Source organism: Kitasatospora kazusensis (assembly GCF_039529945.1).
Classification (GTDB): domain Bacteria; phylum Actinomycetota; class Actinomycetes; order Streptomycetales; family Streptomycetaceae; genus Kitasatospora; species Kitasatospora kazusensis.
Genome location: NZ_BAAANT010000004.1, coordinates 38,316 through 63,457, shown reverse-complemented (window position 1 = coordinate 63,457; position 25,142 = coordinate 38,316). Strand labels below are relative to the sequence as shown.

The 25,142-nt window shown below is 72.3% G+C and carries 23 protein-coding genes; 11 read left to right on the top strand and 12 right to left on the bottom strand.

Annotation, left to right across the window (positions count from 1 at the left end):
- Window positions 1-64: 64 nt before the first annotated feature.
- From ABD330_RS05270 to ABD330_RS05230, 9 genes are all read right to left on the bottom strand, one after another.
- Window positions 65-925 (bottom strand): HAD family hydrolase, encoded by an 861-nt coding sequence (locus ABD330_RS05270; protein ID WP_344461240.1) that lies wholly within the window; start codon window positions 923-925, stop codon window positions 65-67.
- Between the two features lie 50 nt (window positions 926-975).
- Window positions 976-2,253, bottom strand: a complete 1,278-nt coding sequence (gene serS, locus ABD330_RS05265) for a serine--tRNA ligase (protein WP_344461238.1) — start codon at window positions 2,251-2,253, stop codon at window positions 976-978.
- Window positions 2,254-2,975: 722 nt separating this feature from the next.
- Entirely contained in the window at window positions 2,976-3,911 is a 936-nt protein-coding gene (gene pheA, locus ABD330_RS05260) for a prephenate dehydratase (protein ID WP_344461236.1), read from the bottom strand.
- A gap of 212 nt (window positions 3,912-4,123) precedes the next feature.
- On the bottom strand, window positions 4,124-5,338 hold the full coding sequence (gene efeB, locus ABD330_RS05255; protein WP_344461234.1) for an iron uptake transporter deferrochelatase/peroxidase subunit: 1,215 nt from the start codon (window positions 5,336-5,338) through the stop codon (window positions 4,124-4,126).
- Window positions 5,335-7,368, bottom strand: a complete 2,034-nt coding sequence (locus ABD330_RS05250; protein ID WP_344461232.1) for a copper resistance CopC/CopD family protein — start codon at window positions 7,366-7,368, stop codon at window positions 5,335-5,337. Before ABD330_RS05250 ends, efeB begins: the two co-directional genes overlap by 4 nt.
- Before the next feature lie 6 nt (window positions 7,369-7,374).
- Window positions 7,375-7,863: a copper chaperone PCu(A)C gene (locus ABD330_RS05245; protein WP_344461229.1), complete on the bottom strand. Its 489-nt coding sequence runs from the start codon at window positions 7,861-7,863 to the stop codon at window positions 7,375-7,377.
- Entirely contained in the window at window positions 7,860-8,528 is a 669-nt protein-coding gene (locus tag ABD330_RS05240; RefSeq protein WP_344461227.1) for an SCO family protein, read from the bottom strand. The genes ABD330_RS05245 and ABD330_RS05240 overlap by 4 nt, the downstream gene beginning before the upstream one ends.
- 91 nt (window positions 8,529-8,619) lie before the next feature.
- Window positions 8,620-9,360 (bottom strand): YcnI family copper-binding membrane protein, encoded by a 741-nt coding sequence (locus ABD330_RS05235; RefSeq protein WP_344461225.1) that lies wholly within the window; start codon window positions 9,358-9,360, stop codon window positions 8,620-8,622.
- A gap of 154 nt (window positions 9,361-9,514) precedes the next feature.
- Complete coding sequence (locus ABD330_RS05230) at window positions 9,515-10,351, bottom strand: hypothetical protein (RefSeq protein ID WP_344461223.1); 837 nt, start codon at window positions 10,349-10,351, stop codon at window positions 9,515-9,517.
- Window positions 10,352-10,582: 231 nt separating this feature from the next.
- On the opposite strand from ABD330_RS05230, the gene ABD330_RS05225 reads away from it, so the two are divergent.
- The 3 genes from ABD330_RS05225 to ABD330_RS05215 all read left to right on the top strand — a co-directional run bounded on the left by ABD330_RS05225 (window position 10,583) and on the right by ABD330_RS05215 (window position 12,655).
- Window positions 10,583-11,236: an ATP-binding protein gene (locus ABD330_RS05225; protein ID WP_344461221.1), complete on the top strand. Its 654-nt coding sequence runs from the start codon at window positions 10,583-10,585 to the stop codon at window positions 11,234-11,236.
- Window positions 11,237-11,477: 241 nt separating this feature from the next.
- Window positions 11,478-11,984: a flavin reductase family protein gene (locus ABD330_RS05220; RefSeq protein WP_344461219.1), complete on the top strand. Its 507-nt coding sequence runs from the start codon at window positions 11,478-11,480 to the stop codon at window positions 11,982-11,984.
- Between the two features lie 32 nt (window positions 11,985-12,016).
- Entirely contained in the window at window positions 12,017-12,655 is a 639-nt protein-coding gene (locus ABD330_RS05215) for an NAD(P)-dependent oxidoreductase (protein WP_344461217.1), read from the top strand.
- 118 nt (window positions 12,656-12,773) lie between these two features.
- Here the strand turns inward: ABD330_RS05215 and ABD330_RS05210 are convergent, their stop codons facing one another.
- From ABD330_RS05210 to gap, 3 genes are all read right to left on the bottom strand, one after another.
- Complete coding sequence (locus ABD330_RS05210; RefSeq protein WP_344461215.1) at window positions 12,774-13,868, bottom strand: DUF2332 domain-containing protein; 1,095 nt, start codon at window positions 13,866-13,868, stop codon at window positions 12,774-12,776.
- 142 nt (window positions 13,869-14,010) lie between these two features.
- Window positions 14,011-14,913, bottom strand: coding sequence for a pyridoxamine 5'-phosphate oxidase family protein (locus tag ABD330_RS05205; RefSeq protein WP_344461213.1), 903 nt, complete (start codon window positions 14,911-14,913; stop codon window positions 14,011-14,013).
- Between the two features lie 185 nt (window positions 14,914-15,098).
- Window positions 15,099-16,106: a type I glyceraldehyde-3-phosphate dehydrogenase gene (gap, locus tag ABD330_RS05200; protein WP_344461211.1), complete on the bottom strand. Its 1,008-nt coding sequence runs from the start codon at window positions 16,104-16,106 to the stop codon at window positions 15,099-15,101.
- A gap of 317 nt (window positions 16,107-16,423) precedes the next feature.
- On the opposite strand from gap, the gene ABD330_RS05195 reads away from it, so the two are divergent.
- The 8 genes from ABD330_RS05195 to ABD330_RS05160 all read left to right on the top strand — a co-directional run bounded on the left by ABD330_RS05195 (window position 16,424) and on the right by ABD330_RS05160 (window position 25,126).
- A complete protein-coding gene (locus ABD330_RS05195) occupies window positions 16,424-16,894 on the top strand; it encodes a helix-turn-helix transcriptional regulator (protein WP_344461209.1) in 471 nt (156 codons plus the stop codon).
- Between the two features lie 170 nt (window positions 16,895-17,064).
- Window positions 17,065-17,910 (top strand): class I SAM-dependent methyltransferase, encoded by an 846-nt coding sequence (locus tag ABD330_RS05190; RefSeq protein ID WP_344461207.1) that lies wholly within the window; start codon window positions 17,065-17,067, stop codon window positions 17,908-17,910.
- Window positions 17,907-19,568: an AMP-binding protein gene (locus ABD330_RS05185; protein WP_344461205.1), complete on the top strand. Its 1,662-nt coding sequence runs from the start codon at window positions 17,907-17,909 to the stop codon at window positions 19,566-19,568. Before ABD330_RS05190 ends, ABD330_RS05185 begins: the two co-directional genes overlap by 4 nt.
- Window positions 19,569-19,915: 347 nt before the next feature.
- A complete protein-coding gene (locus tag ABD330_RS05180) occupies window positions 19,916-21,529 on the top strand; it encodes a class I adenylate-forming enzyme family protein (protein ID WP_344461203.1) in 1,614 nt (537 codons plus the stop codon).
- Window positions 21,526-21,915, top strand: coding sequence for a hypothetical protein (locus tag ABD330_RS05175; protein WP_344461201.1), 390 nt, complete (start codon window positions 21,526-21,528; stop codon window positions 21,913-21,915). The genes ABD330_RS05180 and ABD330_RS05175 overlap by 4 nt, the downstream gene beginning before the upstream one ends.
- Window positions 21,916-22,263: 348 nt before the next feature.
- A complete protein-coding gene (locus tag ABD330_RS05170) occupies window positions 22,264-22,554 on the top strand; it encodes a LysR family transcriptional regulator (RefSeq protein ID WP_344461199.1) in 291 nt (96 codons plus the stop codon).
- Between the two features lie 434 nt (window positions 22,555-22,988).
- Window positions 22,989-23,486, top strand: coding sequence for a flavin reductase family protein (locus tag ABD330_RS05165; RefSeq protein ID WP_344461197.1), 498 nt, complete (start codon window positions 22,989-22,991; stop codon window positions 23,484-23,486).
- A gap of 101 nt (window positions 23,487-23,587) precedes the next feature.
- Window positions 23,588-25,126, top strand: coding sequence for an FAD/NAD(P)-binding protein (locus ABD330_RS05160; protein WP_344461195.1), 1,539 nt, complete (start codon window positions 23,588-23,590; stop codon window positions 25,124-25,126).
- Window positions 25,127-25,142: the final 16 nt, after the last annotated feature.

Genomic DNA, 25,142 nt, shown 5'->3' with positions numbered 1-25,142 from the left:
CCGCACTGCCCGGGGACGTGGGGGTGTGTCCCGGCCCCTGGCCGGGACACACCCCCACGTGGCCCTAGCCGTGCCGGTTGACCGGCCGGGGGAAGAGGCGTTCCAGGACGACTGCTACGCCGTGGTCGTCGTTGCTGAGGGTGATCTCGTCAGCGACGGCGATCAGTTGCTCGTGGGCGTTGGCCATTGCGACGCTGTGGGCGGCCCAGCCGAACATCGGTATGTCGTTCGGCATGTCGCCGAAGGCGATGGTCTGGGCGGCCTTGACGCCGAGGCGGTGTGCGGCGACCGCGAGCCCGGTGGCCTTGGTCAGGCCGAGCGGCAGGAGTTCGACCACGCCGGGACCGGCCATGGTGACGCCGACCAGGTCGCCCGCGACCTCGTGGCCGATCCGGGCCAGTTCGTCGTCGGTCAGCCGGGGGTGCTGGATGTAGAGCTTGCTGATCGGCTTGGCGAGCAGCTCGGAGCCGTCGACCCGGAGGATCGGCAGTTCGGAACCGATCTGCAGCGCGTAGCCGGGGCCGGCGAGCACCGCACCGTCGAGCCCGTCCTCGTTGGCCGCGACCGCGAGCGGCCCGGTCTCGGCCTCGATCTTCGCCAGCGCGAGGGCGGCGAGCTTGCGGTCCAGGGTGACGGAGGTGAGCAGCTGGTGCCTGCCCGCGTCGTAGACCTGGGCGCCCTGGCCGCAGACGGCCAGCCCGGTGTAGCCGATCTCGTCGAAGACCGGGCGGGCCCAGGTCGCCGAGCGGCCGGTGACGATGATGTGCAGTGCCCCGGCCGCGACGGCGGCGGCCAGCGCGTCGCGGGTGCGGTCCGAGACGGTCTCCGCCGAGTTCAGCAGCGTGCCGTCCAGGTCGGTGGCGACCAGCCGAAAGGGCGGGCCGCCACCGGCGGAGACGTCGGGTCGGTGGCCGGTGATGCTCATCTGCCGTACGTCTCCAAGGATCTGCTGTTCGGTGCTGCTGCCGGCCGGTGTTACTTGACGGGCTCCAGCACGGCGCGGCCGCCCAGGAACGGCCGCAGTGCCTCCGGCACCAGGACCGAGCCGTCGGCCTGCTGGTGGTTCTCCAGGATGGCCACCATCACGCGCGGGACGGCGACCAGCGTGCCGTTGAGCGTCGCCAGCGGGCGGACCTTGCCGCCCTCCTCGCGCATCCGGATCGAGAGCCGGCGGGACTGGTACTCGGTGGTGTTGGAGGTCGAGGTGACCTCGCGGTACTTGCCCTGGGTGGGGATCCAGGCCTCGATGTCGAACTTGCGCGCGGCGGAGGCGCCGAGGTCGCCCGAGGCGACGTCGATCACCCGGAAGGGCAGTTCGAGGGCGTTCAGGAAGTCCTTCTCCCACTGGAGCAGCCGGCGGTGCTCCGCCTCGGCCTCCTCCGGCGTGGTGTAGACGAACATCTCCACCTTCTCGAACTGGTGGACCCGGATGATGCCCCGGGTGTCCTTGCCGTACGTCCCGGCCTCGCGGCGGAAGCAGGAGGAGTACCCGGCGTAGCGCAGCGGCAGCTTGTCCGCGTCGATGATCTCGTCCATGTGGTACGCGGCGAGCGGGACCTCGCTGGTGCCGACCAGATAGCGGTCGTCGTCCGCCAGGAAGTAGACGTTCTCCGCCGCCTGGCCGAGGAAGCCGGTGCCGTCCATGGCGGCCGGGCGGACCAGGGCCGGGGTGATCATCGGGGTGAAGCCGGCGGCGGTGGCCTGCGCCATCGCCATGTTGACGAGGGCGAGCTCCAGCAGCGCGCCGACGCCGGTCAGGTAGTAGGAGCGCGATCCGGCCACCTTGGCGCCGCGCTCGGTGTCGATCGCGCCGAGGATCTGGCCCAGCTCGACGTGGTCCTTGGGCTCGAAGCCCTCGGCCGCGAAGTCGCGCGGGGTGCCGATCTCCTCCAGCGTGAGGAAGTCCTCCTCGCCGCCGACCGGAGCCGCCGGGTCGATCAGGTTGGCGAGCGAGCGGACGAGGCGCTCGGCCTCCTCCTTGGCGGCCGTCTGCTCGGCGTCGGCGGCCTTGACCTCGGTGGCCAGCTCCTTGGTGCGCTGGAGCAGGGCGGTCTTCTCCTCGCCCTGGGCCTTGGCGACCTGCTTGCCGAGCGTCTTCTGCTCGTTGCGGAGCTCGTCGAAGCGACTGCCCGACGACCGGCGCCGTTCGTCGGCGGAGAGAAGGGCGTCGACCAGGTCGACGTCCTCACCACGGGCGCGCTGCGAGGCGCGCACTCGGTCGGGGTCCTCACGAAGCAGGCGAAGGTCAATCACGGGGCCCAGCCTACCGGGGAGAGGGCCCGGCTCAGGAACAGGTTTCCGCAGCGGAGTGCGGGCGGATCCGTCCGTTCCGGATCCCGCCCGGCGCCGTCTGCCACCGCGCCTTCCGTCCCGCCGTCCGGGATGCTGCCCCGCTCCGCTGCGGGGGCGCAGGTCAGGGGCTGCCGGGGGGCGGTCCGGGGGTGTGGATAACTCGCTCCGTCTTGTGGATAACCGCGACGGGGAGCGGAGTTGTCCACAGGGGGCCGGCGTGGGCTGTGGATCGATGGAATGTGAGGAACTGTCCGGCTATCCGTAGAGGAATTGAGGTTTGAAACCTCGATTCACCTTCTCAGGTGAGGGAATTCCGGCACTCGGACGGGTGATTTGCTGGATCGAGGGTGACTCTGGTCCGATTAGTCGACTCTGAGGTGCTAGTAGATGGTCTGACCGGTTCTCCAGTGGATATGCCGGTTTGTCGACTCACCCCCAGCCCTGTGGACAGCTGTGGATAACTCTCCACCCCGCCCGCCTGTGGACGGAGCTCCGGCGCTGTGGACAAGCCCGGCCCCCGCCGGGACGGCAGGCACCGGACGGTCGCTGCACCGGGTGGGTGAAGTTCCCGGCGGGTCGAAAAGACGACTCGTCCAGTCGAATTCGGTCGAAACATCTCATGAACGATCGAAGCACGGGAGTGCCGCACCCAGGCGCCGGACCAGCGCCCGAGTGCGGCCGGATCAGAGCTCCCCGCGCCCGTCCAGGCAGCGCGAGAGCCAGTCGGCCGCCTCGCTGAAATCCTCGTCCGAGGTGCCCGCGCGCGGCGAGGACTGCTCCCCTTCGTCGGCCCGGGGGTACGAACCGAGGAAGCGCACCTTGGGGCAGATCCGCTTCAACCCCATCAGCGCCTCGCTCACCCGGCGCTCGCTGAGGTGCCCCTCGCAGTCGATCAGGAAGCAGTAGTTGCCGAGCCCGCCGCCGGTCGGCCGGGACTCGATCCGCATCAGGTTGATCCCGCGCACCGCGAACTCCTGCAGCAGCTCCAGCAGCGCGCCCGGGTGGTCCTCAGGCAGCCAGACCACCATCGAGGTCTTGTCCGAGCCGGTCGGCGAGGAGACCCGGCCCGGCCGCCCGACCAGGACGAACCGGGTGGTCGCGTTCGCCGCGTCGTGGATCTCGCTGACCAGCACGTCGAGCCCGTACAGCGGGGCGGCGAACTCGCCCGCGAAGGCGCCGTCGAACCGGCCCTCCTGCACCAGGCGGGCCCCGTCGGCGTTCGAGGCGGCGGCCTCCCAGCGGGCGTCCGGCAGGTGCGCCGAGCTCCAGCGGCGGACCTGGGGCTGCGCGACCGGGTGGCTGGTGACGGTCTTGATGTCCGCCAGCGTGGTGCCGGGCCGCACCAGCAGCGCGAAGGCGATCGGCAGCAGCACCTCGCGGTAGATCATCAGCGGCGTACCGGCGGCCAGCTCGTCGTTGGTCGCGGTGACGGCCCCCTCGACCGAGTTCTCCACCGGCACGAAGGCCCCGGCGGCCTCGCCCACCCGGACGGCGTCCAGCACGGCCGGGACGGAGGCCATCGGCACCAACTCCCGGGTCGCGGCCTCGGGCAGCGTGCGGAGCGCGGCCTCCGTGAAGGTGCCTGCGGGCCCCAGATAGGTGTAGCGGGTGGCCGACATGACGCCTCCGTGCGAAAGGGGTGGTGCTCAGGAGTACTCGACGTGCCACCTTAGCCAGTCCGCCCGCCCGACACCCCGCCGTCCCACCACCCGGGCACCCCCACCGCACTCGGGTAGCTCCCCAGGGGCGCGGGGAACTGCGCGAATCGGAAGCAACGGCGCCGCACCTTCCGCCGCGCGCAGGACCCGCACCTGGCCGACCTCCCGGCGAGTCAGCCGTCGAGCAGGCCCTGCCCCACGTACCCGCCCTCCGCCGCCCCCGGCGGCACCACGTACAGCCCGCTCGCCTCGTGCCGCAGAAAGCGGGACAGGCTGTCCCCCCTCGCCAGCCTGCGCTGGACCGGGACGAAGCCGCGCGCGGGGTCGGCCTGGAAGGCGAGGAAGAGCAGCCCGGCGTCGAGCGAGCCGTCCGGGAGCAGCCCGTCCTGGTAGGAGAAGCCCCGCCGCAGCATCGCGGCTCCGCCGTTGGAGGCCGGGGCGGCGACCCGGATGTGGGCGTCGGCGGGGATCGCGAGGATGCCGTCGGGGTTCTGCTTCGCCAGGTCGACGGGGGTGGACTCGGTGCCGCCGGAGAGCGGCGCGCCGTCGGACTTGCGGCGTCCGATCACCCGTTCCTGACGGTCGGTGGGCAGGTTCTCCCAGTTGTCCAGCAGCATCCGGATCCGCCGGAACACCACGTACGAGCCCCCGGCCGACCAGCCGGGACCGTCCGTGAACACCTTGGCGGCGAAGTCCGGCGTGTCCGGCTTCGGGTTGTTGGTGCCGTCCACCTGGCCCATCAGGTTGCGGCCGGTCATGGCGCGGTCGGTGGCCCCGGGCGTGCGGCTGAAGCCGCTCATCTGCCAGCGGAGCGAGGCCGTGCCCGCTGCCTGCTGCTGGAGCACCCGCAGGGCGTGGAAGGCGACGAGCGCGTCGTCCGCCCCGATCTGCACCCAGAGGTCGCCGTCGCTGCGGGCCCGGTCGAGCGCGTCCTCGGGGAAGGCCGGCAGCGGGGCGAGGGCGGGCGGCCGCTGCGCGGTCAGCCCGATGCGGTCGAACAGTGAGGAGCCGAAGCCGAAGGTGACGGTCAGCGCGCAGGGGCCCGCGTCCGTCGCGATCTGGTTCTCGTGGTCGCCGGCGGGTTCGCCCCGGGTCAGCCGGGCGGCGGTGTCCGACCAGCGCTTCATCAGTTGCCGCAGCGCGCTCCGGTCGCCGCCGGTCAGGTCGAAGGCGGCCAGCTGGACCCGGGCCTGCTGCGGTTGCAGGATCCCGGCCTGGTGCGTCCCGTGGAAGGGGACGGCCGTCCGCCCGAGGGCAGGCGGGGCCGATGCGGCGGGAGTGGCGGCCGCCCGGCCGCCCAGCACTCCGGCGGTGGCTCCGGCCGCGAGCCCGGCCCCCGCCCCGCCGAGCACGGCGCGCCGGGAGAAGCCCTGGACGCTCCCGCTCATCCGATCTTCACCGACTTGGTGACGGTGGTCTGGTCGATGTCCGAGGACCGTACGGTCACCGAGACCACCCAGTCCCCCGTGAGCGGCAGCTGCACGGTGCCGGACCAGCGCCCGGTGCCGGTCGGCAGCAGTGAGGCGGCCAGCGGGCCGAGGTCCCGGTCGGGGAGGGTGAAGGCGAGCTGGATCTCGGGGACGGTGACGGGCTTCCCGGCCGGGTCGTCCAGGCTCAGGGTCAGCGAGTTCTGGCCGGTGGCGGCCGGGTTGAGGGTGACGGTGGCGGTGCCCTTGGCGGCCGGGTCCTTCCCGCCGGTGTCGTACGGGAGCTTCAGCTCGACGGTCTTCGCCACCGCGCCGGGGGCGCCGGGCGCGGCGGGGCCGGCCGGGGAGGAGGCCGCGGCGGTGGCGACCCGGCCGGGCGGGGAGTTGGTGAGCATGGTGGTGACCACCAGCACCGCCACCGCGACGGCGGCCTCGACCAGCACCGAGCGGCGCAGCCCGGCGTGCGCGGGGGTGCCGTCCTGCGACTTGCGCAGTGTCGCGCTGACCTTGGCCGCCCGCTGCCGGGCGAGTTGAGCGCGCCGGGCGGGGTCGTCCGAGCCGGCCGCGGATTCGACCGGTGCGGTACCGGCAGTGGCAGTGGCAGTGGCAGTGGCAGCGGCGGGCAGTGGCGCCCCGTCGGCGGTCGCCGTCCGCAGGCGGGCCACCCAGCGCCGGGAGAACCACGCCACGCCGACCATCGCGGCCACGCAGACGGTCTTGACCAGCAGTAGCCGTCCGTACCCGGTGTCCACCAGCGCGCCCCAGGAGCCGAGCCCGCGCCAGGACTGGTAGACGCCGGTGACGACCAGCACCGCGACCGAGCCGAACGCGAGCTTGGAGAAGCGGTCGACGGCGGCGGTCTCCAGCCCGTTGCGGAGCCCGACCAGCAGGGTGGCCAGCCCGCCGAGCCAGAGGGCCATCGCCAGCAGGTGCAGCACTCCGGCGGGCAGCGCGAGCCAGACCTGGATGCCGACCGAGGCGTGGTCCGCCCCGACCCAGGTGGCGGAGAGCGCGATGGCGAGCACCAGCCCGGCCACGCCGAGGCCGAGCCGGGCGTCCCGGAGCGGGCGTTCGGCGGCGCGCCGCTCCAGCCGGTGCAGCTCGTCCGCGTCGTCCGCCTCGTCCGGGCGGTCCGCTGCGGCGTCTGCGGTCTCTGCGGTCTCTGCGGCGCGTGCGGGGTCCGTGGTGGCCTGGGCCGCCGGGTCGGCGGGCTGGCCGAGCTGGCCGACCAGCAGGGAGAGGAAGACGCCGCCCGCCGCGAGCAGCAGCAGCCGGGCCGAGAGCGCCGTGCCGATCCGCTCCTCCAGGGTGGCGCGGACCAGCGTGAGGTCCAGCGCCTGGGCGAGGCCGGTGCCCCGCTCGTACGGTCCGCGCAGCAGCAGGACGGCGACGGTGGCGACCAGCAGGCCCACCCAGCCGGTCATCAGCAGCCGCTGCACCTTGGCGACCGCCGCGCCCTTCGGCCAGCAGATCAGGACGAACGCGGCGACCCCGGCCAGCAGCGCGAAGGCGGCGTACGCGACCACCCGGCCGGTGCCGTAGACCAGGGCGACCAGGCCGTTCGCCTTGCCGCCCTCGACGGCGGAGGCGGAGACGGTGGTGGCCGACGGGGCGCCGACGGAGAAGGTGAAGGCGCCGCCGACCGGGTGCGAGTCCTCGGAGACCGCCCGCCAGGCGACGGTGTAAGTCCCGTTGGCCAGACCGCTGTTCAGGCCGACCCGGGCGGTGTCGGACTTGCCGTCCGCGTGGCCGGGGTTTCCGGTGTCCACCACCTTGCCGTCGGGGCTGAGCACCCGGACGGAGTCGGCGGAGAGCGTGACGCCCTCGCTGAAGGTCAGCGTCACCGCGGACGGCGCGGTGGGGACCACCGAGCTCTCACCCGGGTCGGTGGAGACCAGTGCGGCATGGGCGGAGGCCGCCCCGGCCCCGCCGATCAGCAGCACCACCGCCGCACCGAGCACTGCCAGCAGCGCACCGAGTCTCTTCAGCATCTTGGGCTAGCTCCCGGGTCGGTAGGTGAGGGGTTCGACCGGCGCCTGGACGGTGATGCTGGTGCCCCTGGCGAAGGTCAGGTCGAGTTCGAGCACGTCGCCGACGGCGGGTGCCTTGGTCCAACCCATGATCATGAGGTGGTTGCCGCCGCGTTCCAGCGGGGTCGTGCTGTGCGCCGGCAGCGGGAGGGCATCGACCTCCTGCATGGTGGTGTCGGTCGAGCGGTGGATGGTGATCGACTTGGCGGCCGGGGAAGTCACCTTGACCAGCTGGTCGTCGCCCGATCCGTCGTTGTGGACGGTCAGGTACCCGGCGCCCATCCCGTCGGGGGTGGCGGGCAGCGGGACGTAGGCGCCGGTGACCGTGATCCGGCTGGTCCCCACGACGTCGATGCTCGTACCGTTCCGGGCGCAGCTGACCAGGACGGTCCCCGCGACCAGCACGGTGGCCAGTCCCGAGCCGATCAGCGCGCTGCGGCGGAAGCCCCGGCTCATGCCGGGACCCCCTTCGCCAGCAGGGCCAGGTCGTGCGCGTAGGTGTCCACCGAGCTGTTGCTCAGGTAGAGCAGGTGCGCCTTGTCGTCGCCGGGGAGGTAGGCGAGCACCTGGGCGCCGTGGGTGGAGGTGACGGTGCCGTCCTTGTTCACCACCGGGTCCTCGACCATGACGCCGAGCGTCTTGGCGGCGGCCTTCACCTTCTCCAGGTCGCCGGTCAGGCCGGTGAAGCTCTTGCCGAACGAGTCCAGCCAGGTGCGCAGCACCTTCGGGGTGTCCCGGACGGGGTCGGTGGACACGAAGACCACGTCGATCTTCTTCTGGTCCTCGGGCGGCAGCTTGGACATCGCCACGCCGATGTCGCCCATGGTGGTGGGGCAGACGTCCGGGCAGCTGGTGTAGCCGAAGAAGAGCAGCGTGGGGTGGCCGTCGGTCTGCTTGCGCAGGTCGAAGGGCTGCCCGGAGGTGTCCGGCAGCACCAGGTCGGGCTTGTCGAAGTGCTTGGTGAGCGTGGTGCCCTGGTAGGGCGAGTTGCTGGTCTCCCGGGTGACGGTGAGGGTGCCGTCCGAGCCGCTGCCGCCGGACCCGCAGGCGGTCAGCGAGAGTGCGGCGGCCAGTCCGAGGGCGGCCGCGCCGAGCAGGCGGGGGGTGGTGCTGCGTGCCATGGCGATGAATCCGATCGTGGGTGCTGCGGTCGGCCGGGGCCGCGTGCCCGGCGCGTGCGGTGCGCGGGTCGCGGCCCCGGCCGACCGGGTGTCAGGAGGCGGTTCCGCTGTTCTTGCGGCGCAGACCGGCCACGCCCGCCGCGGCGCCGAGCACGCCGACGACGATGCCGACCACGCCGAGGGTACGGGCGGTCGAGTCGGAGGACTTGGCCGCCGCGGTGTCGGTGGCCTTGGTGTCCTGCGAGGCGGTGACGGCGCCGCCCATCTGGTGGCCGCCACCTGCCGCGGCCACCTTGGTGAGGGTCAGCACCGGCGCGGGGTGGGCCGGCTCGGGCTGGCCGTCCTTGGCCTCGTCGATCCAGCGGACGACCTGGCCGTTGTCGTACGTCTGCAGGGCCTTGAAGGTGAGCGAGTCGGCGTCGGCGGGCAGCGGGCCGAGCGAGACCTTGAACTCCTGGAACTGGCCGGGGCCGACCTTGCCGGTGGCGTCGGCGGTCCAGGTGATCTTGGAGACGGCCTCGGTGATCTCACCGGACTCGGTCTTGACCGGCTTGTCGAGCTTGGTCTTCTCCAGCACGGCCGTCCAGCCCGGCAGCGGCATGGTGCGCACCGAGGTGAGCGGGTGGTCGGCCGGCAGCGAGACCTCGATCTTGGTGGTGCTCGCGGTGTCGCTCTCGTCCGGCACCCGGAACGCGACGGCGGTGTAGCCGCCCTGGGTGGCGGTGCCGGGCTGCACGGTCACGTGCGCGAAGGCGGGCACGGTCAGCGCGAGCAGGGCCGATCCGGCGACGGCGGTGACGGCGGCGAGACGGCGGGCAGGGGTGGTTCGCATGGGGTTCTCCGGCGGAGACGGGCACGCGGCAGGGCCGGCGGAGCGGCGCGCGTGCGCAGGGGCTGTGGGTGGGGCCGCGACCGGACGTCCGGTACGGGACGTCGGCGGTACGGCTGCGCGGTGCGCGCCACCCCGGCTCCCGGGGGAGCAGTGGTCAGCGCGCGAACGCGGCCACCGGCGGGCCCCGCCGGATCAGGCTGTGCCGCAGTGCGGCGGCGGCCGGCAGCCGCCAGTCCTCGGCGCGCTCCGGCCCCGGCCCGGTCGGGCGCAGGCCGGCGGCGGTGCCCAGCAGCAGGGCCGCGAGCAGCGCGAACGCCGTCCGCAGCGGCGCGGCGTACTCCTGCGCCACGGTCGCGGTCAGCCGCAGCAGGCGCCAGAGCACGGCCTCGCCCCGGCGCAGCCACCAGCCGGCCAGTGCGGCGGCGGCGAGGTGGCCGAGCAGCATCGCGGGGGACAGCCCGAGCAGGCCCGCGTGCGGGGCTGCGGCGGCCGTCGCCGCGTACGCGTGCGGGTCGAGCCCGGCCGCGCTGACCACCTGCTCGGGGGTGGTGTCCAGCGGTACGACGGTGAGTCCGCCGTGCGCTCCGGCCTGCGGGGAGTCGTTGCAGAGCAGCCGCCCGGCGACCTGGTGGAGCGTCAGCGGGCCGTTGCCGGAGCCCGTGCCCATGCCGGGCATGGCGGGCGAACCGAGGTTGTGGAAGAGCAGGTGCAACCCGAACTGGCCCGCGCCGAGCGCGCCGGCGATCGCGAGCAGCGAGCGTTCCCGCCCGCCCAGCAGCGCGGCGAGCAGGCAGACCAGGGCGAACCCGGCCGCGAGCGGGGGGAGGGCGACATCCCCGCCACCGGCCAGGGCGTGCCCGGCGGCGGCGACCAGCGTGCACACCAGGGCGAACGGCACCGCGCGCGCGATCCGCAGATCCCAGGCAGCGGCCGGAGCCGGCGAACCGGGTCGGGCGGCGCCTGTGCGCGGGGCGGCGAGGTCGTCGTTCATGGCCGGGTCATCATCTCACCGCCTACAAGAGGGCCTCGGGGAGGGTCGGGGAAATTCATCTCATTGCTCCGTTCGGCCCCGGCGTGCACGCCCGCCCGTGCGCCGCTCGGCACACCCTTCAGCCCCAGTCCATCCGCCGAACGGGCGGTACCGGCCCCGTGACACGATTCACCGCGCGCTCGGCCGGAGATACCTAGTTGTATGTGGAGCCGCAGCCAGGAGGGACCTCCCGTGGACATCTGGTGGACTCTGCACCTCAAGCGCGACCCGGCCAGCGTCCCGTTGGCCCGGCGCATCCTGCTCGGCGCGATGGACAGCGCCGGCGTCGATCCGCAGGTCTCCTTCGACCTCGGCATCGCCCTCACCGAGGCGTGTGCCAACGCGGTCGAGCACGCCGTCGGCGGCCGGCCCGAGGAGGGCTTCCAGGTCACCGCGTCGATCTCCGGCGACCGGCTGCGGATCGAGGTGATCGACTCGGGTCCCGGGCTCCCGCCGCTCACCCCGCCGTCCGCCGCGCCCCCACTGCCCCGGCTGCGCCGCCGGCCCGCCCCGCCCCCGCCCCGCCCGGGCGCCCGCAACCGCACCCGCCGGGGCCGCGCCACCCTGCCCGCCCCCGCCCTGACGGCGCCCCGCACCCGCAGCGACCGCCCCGCCCCGTACGACACCCACGTCCTCTCGGCCGTCCGCCCCGCCTTCGCCGCGACCCGCACCCCGGACCTCGACACCCTCCCCGACCTGGCGGCCGAGAGCGGACGCGGCCTCTTCCTGATCCACGCCCTCACCGACCACGTCCAACTCCGCAACCACCCGCTGCGCGGCGCCATCGTGAGCTTCGACAAGGTCCTCAAGTGGCAGGAGAAGGCGCCGCTGCGGCTGGCGTCCTGAGGCTCGCGGGGCCTTGGCCCGTGGACCCGCGCCGCCGGAGGACCGCAGACCCGGTGGGCTCGTCCCGATGCGCGTAGGAGGTGCGCAGGAGGGGCGATGGGTGCGGGCACATCGGTGCGCGGACCAACCAGTGGTCGTGCGCGGCGGCGCAACTGTGTGCGAAGGGCTTTGCCTAGCGTGGGAACAGGCGAAACAGGGCTGCCACCGGAGTACGCCTGCCCGCGACCACAGGAGGCCGTACATGAACCAGGATCTGCGCACAGTCATGCGGCACTTCGCCACCGGGGTCTGCGTGGTGAGCACCTTCTCGGACAGCTCCGGGACGCGCGAGCACGACGTCGTCACGGTCAATTCGCTCACCTCGGTCTCGCTCGATCCGGCGCTCATATCGCTCTGCTTCCGGCTCGATTCGCGTTTCCTCAAGGACCTGCGGGAGTCCGGGGTCTGGGGCGTGTCGATCCTGTGCGGCGAGTCCGAGGCGGAGGCCCGGGCGTTCGCCCGGAACGCGGAGTCCCGGCGGGCCTCGCTGAGCGAGACGCCGCACCACCTGGGCGAGCGGACCGGCGTCGTCCTGCTGGAGGCGGCCGGCTGGATGGAGTGCACCTTCCGCGACGAACTCGTCATCGGCGACCACGTGATGGTCATCGGCGAGGTGGTCGAGCTGGGTTCGCGCGACGCCCGTGGCCCGCTGATCTTCCTCCAGGGCGGGTTCCACACGCTGGAGCTGGAGACCGCACAACTCCCTTAGTAGCAAAGCGAGTTCCTGACTTGGAGAGACAGATGAAGATCCTGCTGTTCGGGGCCACCGGCAGCATCGGCAGTGTCGTCGCGGCCGAACTGGTCGCGCGCGGTCACGAGGTCACCGGCGTGACGCGGTCCGGCCCGACCGGCGGCGAGGCGGGCCTCAGGCTGGTCGCCGGTGATGTCACCGACCCCGGCCAGGTGGCCGAACTCGCCGCCGGGAAGGATCTGGTGGCCTCGGCCGTCGGCCCCCGGGTCGGGCAGGAGGACGACCGGGAGGTGCTGATCGGTGCCACCGAGGGCCTGATCGAGGGCCTGCGCCGGTCCGGGGTCAAGCGCCTGGTGGTGCTCGGCGGCGCCGGCGGCCTGCTCACCGCGCCCGGTGTCCGGGTGGTCGACAGCCCGCACTTCCCCGAGCTGTGGAAGGCCAACGCCCTCGCCCAGATCGAGGCCCTCGCCCGCTACCGCGAGGTCGACGACCTGGACTGGACGTACATCTCCCCGGCCCAGCTGATCGAACCCGGCGAACGCACCGGCCGCTACCGCACCGGCGGCGACCACCTCCTGACCGACCCCGACGGCCGGAGCCGGATCAGCATCGCGGACTACGCGATCGCCTTCGCCGACCGGATCGAACGCGGCGATGCGCTGCGGACCAGGATCTCGGTGGCCTACTGACGAGGCGTCCGCGATCGCGCTGATCAGCCTTCACACGGTCGGGAGCGCCTGGAGCCCCGCCGCTCCGTGGCCGGAGCGGCGGGGCTTCTGCCGTGGCCGGCGCGGCCACGGGTCGGGCTCAGGCGGCCGGGAAGGTCTCGACCCAGCGGAGGTGGCCCTCGACCACGGCGAGGATGTGGCGTTCGCCGTCCGGGGTGCGCAGGTTCAGGGCGGCGCCGTGGCGGGTGGGTGACGGGCGGGGGTCGGGGTCGGGGGCCTCCTCGACGGAGAGCCACCAGAGCGGACCGGTCTCGCCGAGGGAGGCGATGGCCGCGTCGAAGGCGGCCAGGCGGTGGTCGGGGACGTGCATCCGGGTGGCCGAGTGGAACACCACGCGGGGTTCGCCGGCCGGGAGGGTCCGGGCGAGTCCGGGGAGGACGTCGATCGCGTCCCCGGCCAGGATCCGCGGCGGGTCGGCCACCGTCAGGTCGATCGCGGCGGCCAGGAGCGCCCGCTGGTCGTGGTTCTCGGGCCAGACCAGGGCCTCCAGCCAGCGGCGCGCGTCGGGGTCGCGTACGTCGATCGGGTTGAGGTCCACCCCCAGGACGCTCGCGACGTCCGGCAGCACGTCGAGGTCGGGCAGCGGGCCGGGGCCGTAGTGCTCGGCGACGAGCTGGACCGCCGAGGCCGGGTCGCCGAAGCTCCGCCCGCCCACGGTGTAGCCGTAGCGGTCGAAGCGCAGGTTCAGCCCGGCGCTGGTGCCCACCTCGATCAGGTGCACGGGGCCGGCGGCCTGGGCCGCGATCGTGTTCAGCCCGAAGCGCAGGCCCAGCGCGCGTTGCACCTGGTTGGTCTGTACGAGCCGGGTGCTGATCACCTCGGTCAGTTCCCGCTCGTACTGCTCGCAGAAGGCGACCAGTGCCGGGCCCGCCTCCTCGGCCGGTGCGGCGTCCCGGCCCGGACCGACGACGGAGGGGAAGTACCCGGCGAGCGGGTGGTCGACGCCGGACAGCAGCAGCTGGTGCACCGCGCCGAAGAACAGGAACGTCGGGTACTGGCCGTGACGGCCCCGGCCGGCCAGGTCGAGCAGCCCGTCCTCGGCCGCCACCGTCCGGCTCAGCGCACGGTAGAGCGGGGAGGAGGTGAACTCGTTCGGGGTGGTGAAGAGCTGCCGCAGCTGCTCCCGGCGTTCCCGCTGCGCTTCCGGACCGACTCCGGTGATCTTGTCAGACATGACCCGACCGTAGCGACGCCCTGATTGGGGCGTTGCTGTTCCCGGTGAGTGTGAGTCGGATCATAAGGCGGTCGCGTCATAGGGCGGTCGGCTGGCCGGGAGTCACGTGCTCGGTGGGTCAGGTGGTCGGGTGGTCAGGTGGTCAGGTGGTCGGGTTGAAGGGCGAGGGGGCGTGGAAGCGCCAGCGCAGCGGGGAGAAGTCGTCCACCTGGAGGACCCGCTCGATGTCGAACTCGACCATCCGCAGGGCGCCCTGGACGGCCTTCGCGCGGTCCTCGTCCCAGTCGATCCGGGCCTTGCCGGTGACGTGCAGGGCGTGGCCCCGCTCCCAGTCGAGGAAGGTGAGGCCGCAGGCGGGGTCGAGCTGGAGGTTGCCGAGGGTCATGTAGAAGGAGTTGCCGAAGTAGTCCGGCCAGGCGAGCCTGTTCGGGGAGACGATCTCGACGAAGCCGGGGGCGCCGCCCCGGTGCGAGGCGTCCGCGCCGTGGTCGGGGGACCGGCTGGCGATGAAGAAGGTGTCGGCCTCGGTGATCCAGCGCTGCTGGGCCTCGTCCAGAGCGGTGCTGTGGCGGGTGGTGGGCGCGGGGAGGTCGGTCGCGTCCGGGCGCAGGGCCCGCTGCTGGAGGTACTTGGGGCAGTTGCCGAGTACCTGCTCGGTGATGACCACCAGGCGGTCGCCGTCCTGCTTGGCCACGCCGTTGATCCGGACGCGCCGGCTGCTCTGCGGCTCGATGACCAGGATCCCGATGTCCCGGGCGCGTGCGAAGACGCCGTCGAGCGGGTCGCCCGTCACGGGAACGGCGTTCACGGCCATCGTGGTCCGGTCCACGGCGTGCACGAAGCCCTGTGCGCCGGTGAGCACCGTCGACCAGGCGGCCCCGTCGTCGTCCACCGCGCCGATCACCAGCATCCGCTGCCGCTGCATGAACTGGTCGAAGCCGGGCGGGATTTCGGGGCCGAACATCGGGGATCCCCAGCCCGCGCGGCCCTCGCGGGCGCGCTGCTGGACGGCCTGCTCGCCCGGGTGGTTCGCTGTCCTGGCCATGGGCCGGCCCCTCTCCTGCGAAGCGGTCTGCGGTGAACTGGCCCGCAGTGCGGTGGTCTCTGCCGGATGCGTCGGAGTGTCGGAAGCACCGGGAGTATCTGAAGCATCGGGAGTGTCTGAAGTATCGAAAACGGGCCGGACCCGGGATGCCCCGAGCCCGGCCCACGGGCGGTGCGGTGGGATGGTCAGGCGCTCGCGCCGATCAGCAGCACGGTGTCGACGACGCGGTTGGAGAAGCCCCACTCGTTGTCGTACCAGCCGACGATCTTCACCTGGCGGCCGCCGACGACCTTGGTCAGGCCGGAGTCGAAGATGCAGGAGGCGGGGTCGGTGACGATGTCGCTGGAGACGATCGGCTCGTCGGTGTAGCGCAGGATGCCGGACAGCGGGCCCTCGGCGGCCGCCGCGAACAGCGCGTTGACCTCCTCGACCGTGGTGTCCCGGCCGACCACGACCGTCAGGTCGGTGGCCGAGCCGACGGTGACGGGCACGCGGAGCGCGTAGCCGTCCAGCTTGCCGTTGAGCGAGGGCAGCACCTGGCCGATGGCCTTGGCGGCGCCGGTGCTGGTCGGCACGATGTTGTCGGCGGCGGCGCGGGCCCGGCGCAGGTCCTTGTGCGGGCCGTCCTGGAGGTTCTGGTCCTGGGTGTAGGCGTGCACCGTGGTCATCAGACCGCCCTCGATGCCGAGTGCGTCGTCCAGTACCTTCGCCAGCGGGGCAAGGCAGTTGGTGGTGCAGGAGGCGTTGGAGACGATGCTGTGCAGCGCGCCGTCGTACGCCTCGTGGTTCACGCCGTAGGCGATGGTCAGGTCCTGGTTGGTGGCCGGGGCCGAGATGATCACCTTGCGGGCGCCGGCCACCAGGTGGGCCTTGGCCTTCTCCGCGTCGGTGAACACGCCGGTGGACTCGATCACCACGTCCACGCCCAGCTCGCCCCAGGGCAGGTTGGCCGGGTCCCGCTCGGCGGTGACGCGGATGGTGCGGCCGTCCACCACGATCGCGTTCTCGCCCGCGCTCACGGACACGCCGATCTTGCCCAGCGTGCTGTCGTACTTCAGCAGGTGGGCGAGGGTGGCCGGGTCGGTCAGGTCGTTGATGCCCACTACTTCGAGGTCTGCGTTCTGCTCAAGTGCGGCTCGGAAGAAGCTGCGGCCGATCCGGCCGAACCCGTTGATGCCTACCTTGATTGTCACGACTGGCCCTTCTGGGTGGTAGCGCCGGAGCACGCGCAGCGGCCTTGGTCCGCGCGTCCGGCACGGCTCGTTACGCCGCCGACGGTAACCGGCCCCGCCGGATCCCAATTGTCATTCTGCGCACGGGTTCTGACCGATCGACCGGGAGCGGGAAGGTCCGTCCGTACCCGCTCGGGCGGGCCGGACGGGCATTCTGCCCCAGGTCCCGGCGTCCGGCTATAGCAAACCGCCAAGATGGTATGTTTTGATGGTCGGGAGCTGCCAGACATAGGCCGACCGGTGCTCTCGGGCGGCCATGACGCCTCTGCGAGGGAGACATGGAGCTTCTGCGCACCGAGCGCACCGAGTACGCCGAGTACGACGCGCCCGCCGAGTACGACGAGTACGACGGGCCCTACGACCGCACCGCGCCCGCCGAGCTCGCACGCTCGCCACTCGCCGGGCCGGACCTGCTGCTGCGGATCAAGGGCTTCGCCCGCAGCCGCCTCGCCGACCCGGATCTCAAGCCCGGGATGCTGGCCCGCCATCACCACATCTCACTGCGCCACCTGCAGAAGCTCTTCCGGGACCACGGCCAGAGCCCGGCGGGCTGGATCCGCGACGAGCGGCTCAGGCGCAGCCGGGCGGAGCTCCGCGACCCACGGCTCGACCACCTCTCCGTCGCCGTGATCGGGGATCGCTCCGGTCTGTACGGGGCCTCCCACTTCAGCCGCCTCTTCCGGAAGTACTACGGCGTCGCCCCGGGGGAGTACCGCCGCCACCGGCCCGGCATCCGGATCGCCGCGTGAGACCCACCGGACCTCCGCAGCCCTCGTCCCGGCCGGCCCCGACCCCGCAGTCTCCGGCCCCGCCGACCCCGACCCGGCCGACGCCGTCCCGGCCGACCCCGCCGCCGGCGGCCCGGCGCCCGCACCAGCCCATGACCCAACCCGTGTCTCAACCACCGAAGGGTTCCGCCTTGTCCAGCTTCGAGTTCCCCGGCGAGTACTACGAGGTGATCCGAAAGGATCTCCGCGACGTCACCGCAGAGACCGACTTCCTGGCCTCCTACCTGCCGTCCGGCGGCCGGGTCCTCGACATCGGGAGCGGCACCGGCACGAACCTGCGCGCGCTGGCCGCCCTCGGCCACCCCGGGGTGGGCGTCGACCAGAGTGCCGGCTTCACCGAGTTCGCCCGCAAGGCGGCGGCGGAGGCGGCGGCCGCCGCGCCGGCCGGAGAGACCGCCGAGGTCGACTACGTCCACGCCCGCACCGCCGAGTACACCACCGAGCAGCGCTTCGACCTGGCCTACAGCCTGTTCAGCACGCTCAACCAGCTGACCCGGGACGAGCTGAAGCAGCTGTTCGCCGACGTGCGCGGCTGGCTGACGCCCGGCGGTCACCTGGTGATCGACATCGGCCACCTGCTCAATTTCGTGGACGGCTACCAGCCGAACATCATCGCCCACCACCAGGGCGACGGCCTGCTGGTGACCCGGCTCGCCCGGCAGTCCGTCAACCCGCACGCGGCGATCTGGCGGAACGAGGAGACCGTGATCGTCCGGGGTGCCGACGGCCAGGTCTCGATGTACGCCAACTTCTTCGACCAGGCCGTGCTGACCGCGCCCGAGGTGCGCGACCTGCTGGCGGCCGCCGGGTTCGAGGTGGTCGCCGAGTACGGCGGCTTCCGCAAGGAGCCGGGCCCGCGGATCGGGCGCGGCCCGCTGCTGTTCGTCGCCCGCGTCGCGGACGGCGGCACCGGCACCGCGAACGCCGCCGCCGCCAACGTCAACGGCAGCAACGGCACCGAGGCGGTGGCGGCATGAGCGTCATCACGGCCGACACCGCGCTGCTCTCCTTCCTCGACGGCGGCCCGCTCCCCGCACTGCCGGTGGACACCCTGGGCGAGGCCCTGGTCCGGGCGGCCGGGCTGCCGGACGCCGGGCTGATCCACTACGTCCAGGCGGACGGCAGTGCCGTCGACTCCTCCTACCCGGAGCTGCTGGCGGACGCCCTGCGCATCCTGACCGGCCTGCGGGCCGGGGGCGCCCGGGCGGGCGACAAGCTGATGCTGCAGATCCGTTCGGAGCCCGACCTGCTCGGGGCCTTCTGGGCCGCCGTACTGGGCGGGCTGATCCCGATCACGCTGGCGCCCGGGCCGGCGGACGACCAGGCGGCCGCCGCCGATCTGATCGAGCGGGTCTGGGGCGGCTACGACAACCCGTGGGTGCTCGTCGGTGACGACGGCCCCGAGCCGCACGAGCAGCTGGCCGCCTCCGGCCGCTGGCTGGGCCGGATCGGCGGGCTGCGGGACAACGCGCCCGCCGAGGAGCTGCACCGGGCCCGGCCGGAGGACCTCGCCGTCCTGCTGCTGACCTCCGGCAGCACCGGTGTCCCCAAGGCCGTGGCGCTGACCCACCGCAACATCATCGCCCGGTCCACCGCCACCGCCGCGGTGCGCGGGCTGGGGCGCGACAGCCGTACCTTCAACTGGATGCCGCTGGACCACATCGGCGGACTGGTGATGTTCCACGCCCGGGACGTGCTGCTCGGCTGCACCCAGGTGCACGCCCGCCTCCCGTGGATCCTGGCCGACCCGACCCGGTGGTTCGACCAGATCTCCCGGCACCGCGCGGACACCACCTGGGCGCCGAACTTCGCCTTCCGGCTGGTCAACGACCGGGCCGCGGAGATCGAGGGGCGCGACTGGGACCTCAGCCGGCTGCGCTACATCATGAACGGCGGCGAGTCCGTCAAGGCCTCGGTGATCCGCCAGTTCCTGGAGCTGCTGGCCCCGTTCGGGCTGCCGCGCGACTGCATGCACCCCGGCTGGGGGATGTCCGAGACCTCGGCGGGAGTGGTGGACTCGGTCTTCGACCCGGACGCCACCGGCGACGAGCGCTTCGTCCAGGTCGGCCGCCCGCACCCGGGTGTCGCCGTCCGGGTGGTCGACGAGCACGACCAGCTGCTGCCCGTCGGCACCGTCGGCCGGCTCCAGGTGGGCGGGGCTCCGGTGACCTCCGGCTACTACGCCAATGCCAAGGTCAACGCGGAGTGCTTCACCACGGACGGCTGGTTCCGCTCGGGCGACCTCGCGGTGATCGAGGACGGCGCGTTGACCGTCACCGGCCGGGTGGACGACCTGATCGTGATCAACGGTGCCGAGTACCACGGCCACGAGATCGAGGCCCTGGTCGAGGAGCTCGGCTTCGTCGAGCCCTCGTACACGGTGGTCTCACCGGTGACGGTTCGTCAGGACGGCGCGGGGGAGCCCGTCGAGGAGCTCGCGGTCTTCTTCCACCCGCGCGGCGACCTCGCACCGGCCGAGATCGAGCGGCAGATCCGTGAGCTGGTCTCGGCGCGGTTCGGGCTGGAGATCGGCCAGGTGGTCACGCTGGCCAAGGAGGACGTGCCGAAGACCGGCATCGGCAAGCTCCGGCGTGCGCAGCTGCGGCAGGGCTTCGAGTCGGCGGCGGCCCGGTAGCACCCGCGCCGGGAGGCCGGGCGGCACCCGCGCCGGGAGGCCGGTGGTGCCGGTGGCGCGAGGCCGGATGGTAACCGTGGCCGGCGGTGGGCCCGTGCGGGGAACTGCTCCCCGCACGGGCCCACCGCGCCGCGGCCAGGTCGCAGGGCCTGGCAATGACATGCCAACTGCCTTGCTAGGTAAGCGAGTTGAGAAAACCGCAGCTGGAGGGTGAGGTCATGGGAACATGCGATCGATCTTTCCGATGACTATTGCATACCGTCTAGTTGGTATGTTTTTATCGTACCGACTCCTCCCAGGAGGGGTCACTGCAGCTTCCGCATCCTGGGGGACCACGGAGAAGCCACATGATCAAGCTCGATGACATCCGCCGCCACGCGGCCAACCGACCGGAGCAGATCGCCGTGGTGGACGGCGCCTCCCGGTTGACCTGGGGCCAGTTCGCGGATCATGTAGACCGGATGGCCGCCGGGCTCTCGGCCCAGCTGCCGCCCACCCGCCCGGCCCGCGCGGTCCATCTCGCGGACAACCGGTGGGAGCTTGCGGTAGCGATGGCCGCCTGCGCCACGCTCGGCGTGTCCTGCACGGGACTCGACGTCGAGGCCGGCGCCGAGGAACTGACCGGCCTGCTCGCCCGGATCCAGCCCACGGTGGTCTTCGTCTCCACCGAGCACCGCCAGGTCCTCGACGGCTGCGTCTGGCCGACCGGGCCGGAGGCGCTGCACGTGCTGCTCGACGGCGCCGAGGCCGGGGCGACCGCCCGCCCGGCCGGAGTCGGCTCCCGCTCGGTCTCGTTCGGGGCGCTGCTGGCCACCGAGCCGCTCCCGAACCTGCCGATCCCGCTGCCCTACGAATCCCTCACGGTCGTCCCCGGCGAGGGCGGCAGCCCGCGCGTCGCGGTCCGCCGCAGCGCCGTCGAGGGGCGCCACCTGGTCGACCTGGTGGACGAGTTCGGCTTCGACGGGTCGGACGTCCACCTGACGGCCGCCCCGCTCGCCCAGCCGACCGCCCGGGGGCTGGCCCGCACCTTCCTCAGCCTCGGCGGCACCCTCGTGCTGGGCCCGCACCGCGACCCCGCCGCGCTGGCCGCCCTGATCGTCGAGGAGCGGGTCACCACGGCGGTAATCGACCCGGTGGCGCTCGTCCGGCTGCTCTCCCACCCCGGCTCCGAGGCGCTGGCCGGGAGCGCGCAGCTGCGCTGCGTGATCGCGCTCGGGCGGCACCTCAACAGGTGGGTCGTCAACACCGCCTGGGAGCAGCTCGGCCCGGTGCTCCACCTCGCGTACGCCACGCCGGAGACCGGCCTCAACGCCATCATGGGCCCCGACGAACTGCACGTCGCGCCGATCCGCTCGGGCCGGATGATGCTCGGCAGCAGCCTCGCGATCCTCGACCAGGACGGCGCGCCGCTGCCGGCCGGCGCCACCGGCCGGGTCGCCATCTCCGGCTACCAGGTGATGGACGGCTACCTGGAGGGCGAGGCCGAGTTCACCACGCTCGACCTCGGCCAGGGGCCGCAGCGGTTCTTCGTCACCGGTGAGCGTGGCCAACTCGACGAGCAGGGACGGCTGGTGGTCACCAGCCGGGGCACCGAGGTGCCGACCGTCTCGCGGAACGGCGCGGTGGACACCGAGATCTTCCGCCTGGAGGCCGATCTGCTGAACCTGCCGTGCCTGCGCGACACGGCAGTGATGCGGGTGGACGTTCCGGGGCTCGGCGACTCGCTGGTCGTCCCGTTCATCGCGGTGGCGGTGGGCCGTGAGCTGACGGGCTACAAGACGCTGACGGCGGCCTGCAACCGGCGGATCCCCTCGCTGCCGGCCCACGTGATCGCCGTCGACCACATCCCGTACAGCCCGACCGGCACGATCAACACCGATGAGCTGCTCGACTCCGTCCTGCCCATCATCAAGCTGAACCTTCAACTGGAGCACACGATGCAACAGGAGATGTCCGCATGATCGAGTACTCGCCGGTCCAGTTCGCCGAGTTCGGCGACCTCGACGTCCCGGACGTCGCGTTCGACGAGGGGTTCTTCGCGCTGGAGCTGGAGCTCCTGGAGCTGCCCTGCATCCGCGAGGTGGCCCTCGTCCACACCGAACTGCCGGATCTCGGCGAGACGCTGCTGGTCGCGTTCGTGCCGCTCTCGCCGGAGCGGGAGGCGTCCGGCCGACGGGCCGCCAACGCCGCCTGTGCCCGCCGGCTGCCCGGCGTCTTCGCGCACGCCGTCGCCACCGGCGACATCCCGCGCTCCGCCGACGGCTCCGTCCGCGCCTCGGTCCTGGTCGACCGGCTGCTGCCGCAGATCGCCCGGGACCTCACCTCCCCGGTGGAGATGTCGGACTGACCTGCCGGTCCGGCCGACCGGTTGACCCGCCGGTTGACCCGCCGGTCCGGCCGAGCGCTCGTCCGGACCACCGTTCGTCCGGCCGACCGCCCCTACGGTCGACGGCCGAACGGCCGTCGCCCCGCACCAGCTGCCCCAACCGTCCCGGAAACCCCCACCCAACCCCCACTCCCGAAGTTGCAACTCCCTTGGCCTGCGGTCGCGTTCGCCCCACCGGGCGCGACCGCAGGCCGCCTTCGGTTTCCGCTGCGCGCTCCTCCCCGTGGGTGTCATATGGCTATGGAAAAAACCAACCATGCGGTACTTTTGATGGGATCGGCCATTGCGGCCGAAGGAAGGAGCCATGCCGTGCAGCTGCGAGAACTGCGTGCGTTCTGCGAGGTAGTGGCGGAGATGAGCTTCACCAGGGCCGCGCGGAACCTGCACTACGCCCAGTCCAGTGTCACCGCCCAGATCAGGAGCCTGGAAGACGACCTGGGCGCGCCGTTGTTCGACCGGGGCGGCCGCCAGATCGTCCTCACGAAGGCCGGACTGTCCCTGCTGCCGTACGCCCGGCAGATGCTCCGGGTCGCGGATGCGGCCTACGCCGAGGTGGCGGCCACGGCACCCCACCGGCCGGTGCGGCGCACCGCCGCCTGAGGCCGGCCACCGCGCCACGACCGCCCCGCCCCGCCCCGCCGCCGAGGGTGCGGCGCCCGATCGACCGGATCGGGCGCCCCACCCTCGGCGGCTTCGTGCTTCGTGCTTCGTGCTTCGTGCGCCCGCGCCCGCGTAGGTGCGCCGGCGGCCGGTGCGCTTTCCCGCACTCGTGTTTCCGTTCCCGCCGATCCGTTCTCCGTCAGGTCGTGTCGGCCGTATCCGGGCATTTCGTCGAACCGGCTCCGAGAATGTCAGGAATGATAAGGCCGGGATCCCGCTGTCATGTCCCCCCTCGGCGGTCCGGGTCGTGTATCGGCAATTCTCCGTGCGCGGCCCCGCAAATCGCAGAAGGGACCGGTCCGTAACCTCACTTGTATCGAACTGACGTCCCTAGCGACTGTCGAATACCCGACCGCTTGCCAGAGAGGCTGGGCATGAAGAACGATCTGCGTGATGTCATGCGCAATTTCGCCACCGGTGTCTGTGTCATCAGCACCTACTCGGACCAGAGCACTCTCCGCCGCCACGACGCCATCACTGCCAACTCGCTCACGTCGGTCTCCCTGGAGCCGCCGCTCGTCTCGATCAGTCTGCGCAGCGACTCGGGTTTTCTGGCCGATCTGATGGAGTCCGAGGTCTGGGGCATCTCCATCCTGGACTCGGAGTCCGAGCAGGTCGCCCACAGCTTCGCCCGGCCCCGTGAGGACCGGGAGGCGGCGCTGCGCGAGCTGCCCGTCGAGGTGGGCGCGGAGACCGGGGTGCTGCTGCTCGACGCCCCCTCCTGGATGGAGTGCCGGTTCCGCGACTACGTGGTGGCCGGCGACCACATCATGGTCATCGGCGAGGTCGTCGGGCTCGGCGTTCGCGAGGGACGTTCTCCACTGATCTTCCTTCAGGGCGAATTCCACCGATTCGAAGACGCGCAGGTGTGACATGCCGGACCGAGCCGTCGAGGCGCCGTTCCGGATGTTCCTGGCATTCCTGGCACCGTATTCCGCACACTGCCTTCCATACATTGACAGGTGACTGATTCATGTCCCGTGGATTCTCGATCGGAGTCGTCGGAGGCGGTGCGTCTGCAGTCTGCCTGATCGACGCCTTGGCCCGCGCGCAGGGCGAACCCGGCAGCATCACCGTATTCGAGCCGTCCGCCAATCTCTGGCGCGGCCGTGCGTACCAGACGGACACCGAAACCCTGAAGGTCAACGCGACGCCCGACGACATGTCGGTGCGCGCGGGCGACCATGCCCACTTCGAGCGCTGGCTCGAAACCAGAGACCGTATCGTCGGCGTCCGGGACGGGGTCGACCGCTGGTCCGGCGCCAGGTTCGCGCCGCGCACGGTGTACGGCGAGTACCTGGAGCAGAGCGCGTACGCGGCCCTCGGCGACCTGCGCCGACAGGGCTGGCAGGTCCACCTGGTCGGCGAGGCGGTCACCTCCGCCACCCGGCTGACCGACCGGGTGGTGCTGCGGACGGGGGCCGGCCGGGCCCGTGCCTTCGACTACGTGGTGCTCTGCGTGGGCGGTGACAGCCCCAAGGACGTGTACGGGCTCACCGGCGCGCCGGGCTTCGTCGGCGACCCCTACCCGATCGCCGACAAGCTCCGCACGATCGAGAGCCGGGACCACGTCGCCATCATCGGCAGCGGCCTGACCGCCGTCGACATCATCCTCTCGCTGGCGGCGCAGGGGCACCAGGGGAAGATCAGCCTGCTCTCGCGGCGCGGCGTGCTGCCCGGGGTCCGGCAGAAGCCGGTGCCGTTCGAGCTGCGCCACTTCACGTCGGAGCGGATCAAGTCGATCGCCGAGCAGCGCCGCGAGCTCACCATCGACGACATCAGCGCGGTGCTGCGGGCGGAGTTCCGGGACTCGGGCGCCGACCTCGACGGGGTGGTCGAGGAGATCATCCGGGTCGACCTGGAGGACCCGCTGGACCGGCTGCGCCGGCAGATCGACGAGGTCGACTCGCCGCACATGGGTCTGCGCATCCTCCAGCGCGCCGTCCCGGAGACCGGTCCGGACGTCTGGCCGGTGCTCCGCGAGGAGGAGAAGGTCCAGGTCCTGCGGACCCACTACCGGACCATCATGAGCCTCTGCTGCCCGATGCCACCGGGCAGCGCGGGTGTCCTGCTGGAGCTGGTCGAGGAGAGCCAGCTGGCGATCCACCCCGGTCTCCAGGACATCTCGGCCGGCGAGGACGGCGGCTTCGAGGTCCTCACCGCGATGGGGGAGACCTTCGTCGCCGACAAGGTGATCAGCGCGGTGAACGCCTCGGAGGGGAAGATCCCCACCAGCGCACTGCCGCTGGTGACGACGCTGATGCGCAGCGGCGCCGCCAGCCGGCACCCGCACGGCGGTCTCCACCTCGCCCGCGCGACCAGCCGGCTGACCGTCAACGGCCGACCGGACCCGCGCCTGTACGGGCTGGGCAACATCGCGGCCGGGTCGCTCTTCTTCACCTTCGGGGTGCCGTCGCTGGTCGACCGCAGCATGGACATCGTCGGATCGATCCTGGAGCACGCCGAGACCGTCACCTCGGCCCGCGCCGAAGCCGTACCGGTCAGCGTCTGAGCCGGTCAGCGTCTGA

Excerpts from the sequence above, each read along its gene's own strand:
- ABD330_RS05230 (WP_344461223.1), bottom strand. The coding sequence starts at position 10,351 with ATGAACGACGACCTCGCCGCCCCGCGCACAGGCGCCGCCCGACCCGGT.
- ABD330_RS05220 (WP_344461219.1), top strand. The coding sequence starts at position 11,478 with ATGAACCAGGATCTGCGCACAGTCATGCGGCACTTCGCCACCGGGGTC.
- ABD330_RS05250 (WP_344461232.1), bottom strand. The coding sequence starts at position 7,368 with ATGCTGAAGAGACTCGGTGCGCTGCTGGCAGTGCTCGGTGCGGCGGTG.
- ABD330_RS05210 (WP_344461215.1), bottom strand. The coding sequence starts at position 13,868 with ATGTCTGACAAGATCACCGGAGTCGGTCCGGAAGCGCAGCGGGAACGC.
- ABD330_RS05245 (WP_344461229.1), bottom strand. The coding sequence starts at position 7,863 with ATGAGCCGGGGCTTCCGCCGCAGCGCGCTGATCGGCTCGGGACTGGCC.
- ABD330_RS05205 (WP_344461213.1), bottom strand. The coding sequence starts at position 14,913 with ATGGCCAGGACAGCGAACCACCCGGGCGAGCAGGCCGTCCAGCAGCGC.
- ABD330_RS05165 (WP_344461197.1), top strand. The coding sequence starts at position 22,989 with ATGAAGAACGATCTGCGTGATGTCATGCGCAATTTCGCCACCGGTGTC.
- ABD330_RS05195 (WP_344461209.1), top strand. The coding sequence starts at position 16,424 with ATGGAGCTTCTGCGCACCGAGCGCACCGAGTACGCCGAGTACGACGCG.
- ABD330_RS05240 (WP_344461227.1), bottom strand. The coding sequence starts at position 8,528 with ATGGCACGCAGCACCACCCCCCGCCTGCTCGGCGCGGCCGCCCTCGGA.
- ABD330_RS05185 (WP_344461205.1), top strand. The coding sequence starts at position 17,907 with ATGAGCGTCATCACGGCCGACACCGCGCTGCTCTCCTTCCTCGACGGC.
- ABD330_RS05270 (WP_344461240.1), bottom strand. The coding sequence starts at position 925 with ATGAGCATCACCGGCCACCGACCCGACGTCTCCGCCGGTGGCGGCCCG.
- ABD330_RS05180 (WP_344461203.1), top strand. The coding sequence starts at position 19,916 with ATGATCAAGCTCGATGACATCCGCCGCCACGCGGCCAACCGACCGGAG.
- efeB (WP_344461234.1), bottom strand. The coding sequence starts at position 5,338 with ATGAGCGGGAGCGTCCAGGGCTTCTCCCGGCGCGCCGTGCTCGGCGGG.
- pheA (WP_344461236.1), bottom strand. The coding sequence starts at position 3,911 with ATGTCGGCCACCCGCTACACCTATCTGGGGCCCGCAGGCACCTTCACG.
- ABD330_RS05215 (WP_344461217.1), top strand. The coding sequence starts at position 12,017 with ATGAAGATCCTGCTGTTCGGGGCCACCGGCAGCATCGGCAGTGTCGTC.
- ABD330_RS05235 (WP_344461225.1), bottom strand. The coding sequence starts at position 9,360 with ATGCGAACCACCCCTGCCCGCCGTCTCGCCGCCGTCACCGCCGTCGCC.
- ABD330_RS05160 (WP_344461195.1), top strand. The coding sequence starts at position 23,588 with ATGTCCCGTGGATTCTCGATCGGAGTCGTCGGAGGCGGTGCGTCTGCA.
- ABD330_RS05175 (WP_344461201.1), top strand. The coding sequence starts at position 21,526 with ATGATCGAGTACTCGCCGGTCCAGTTCGCCGAGTTCGGCGACCTCGAC.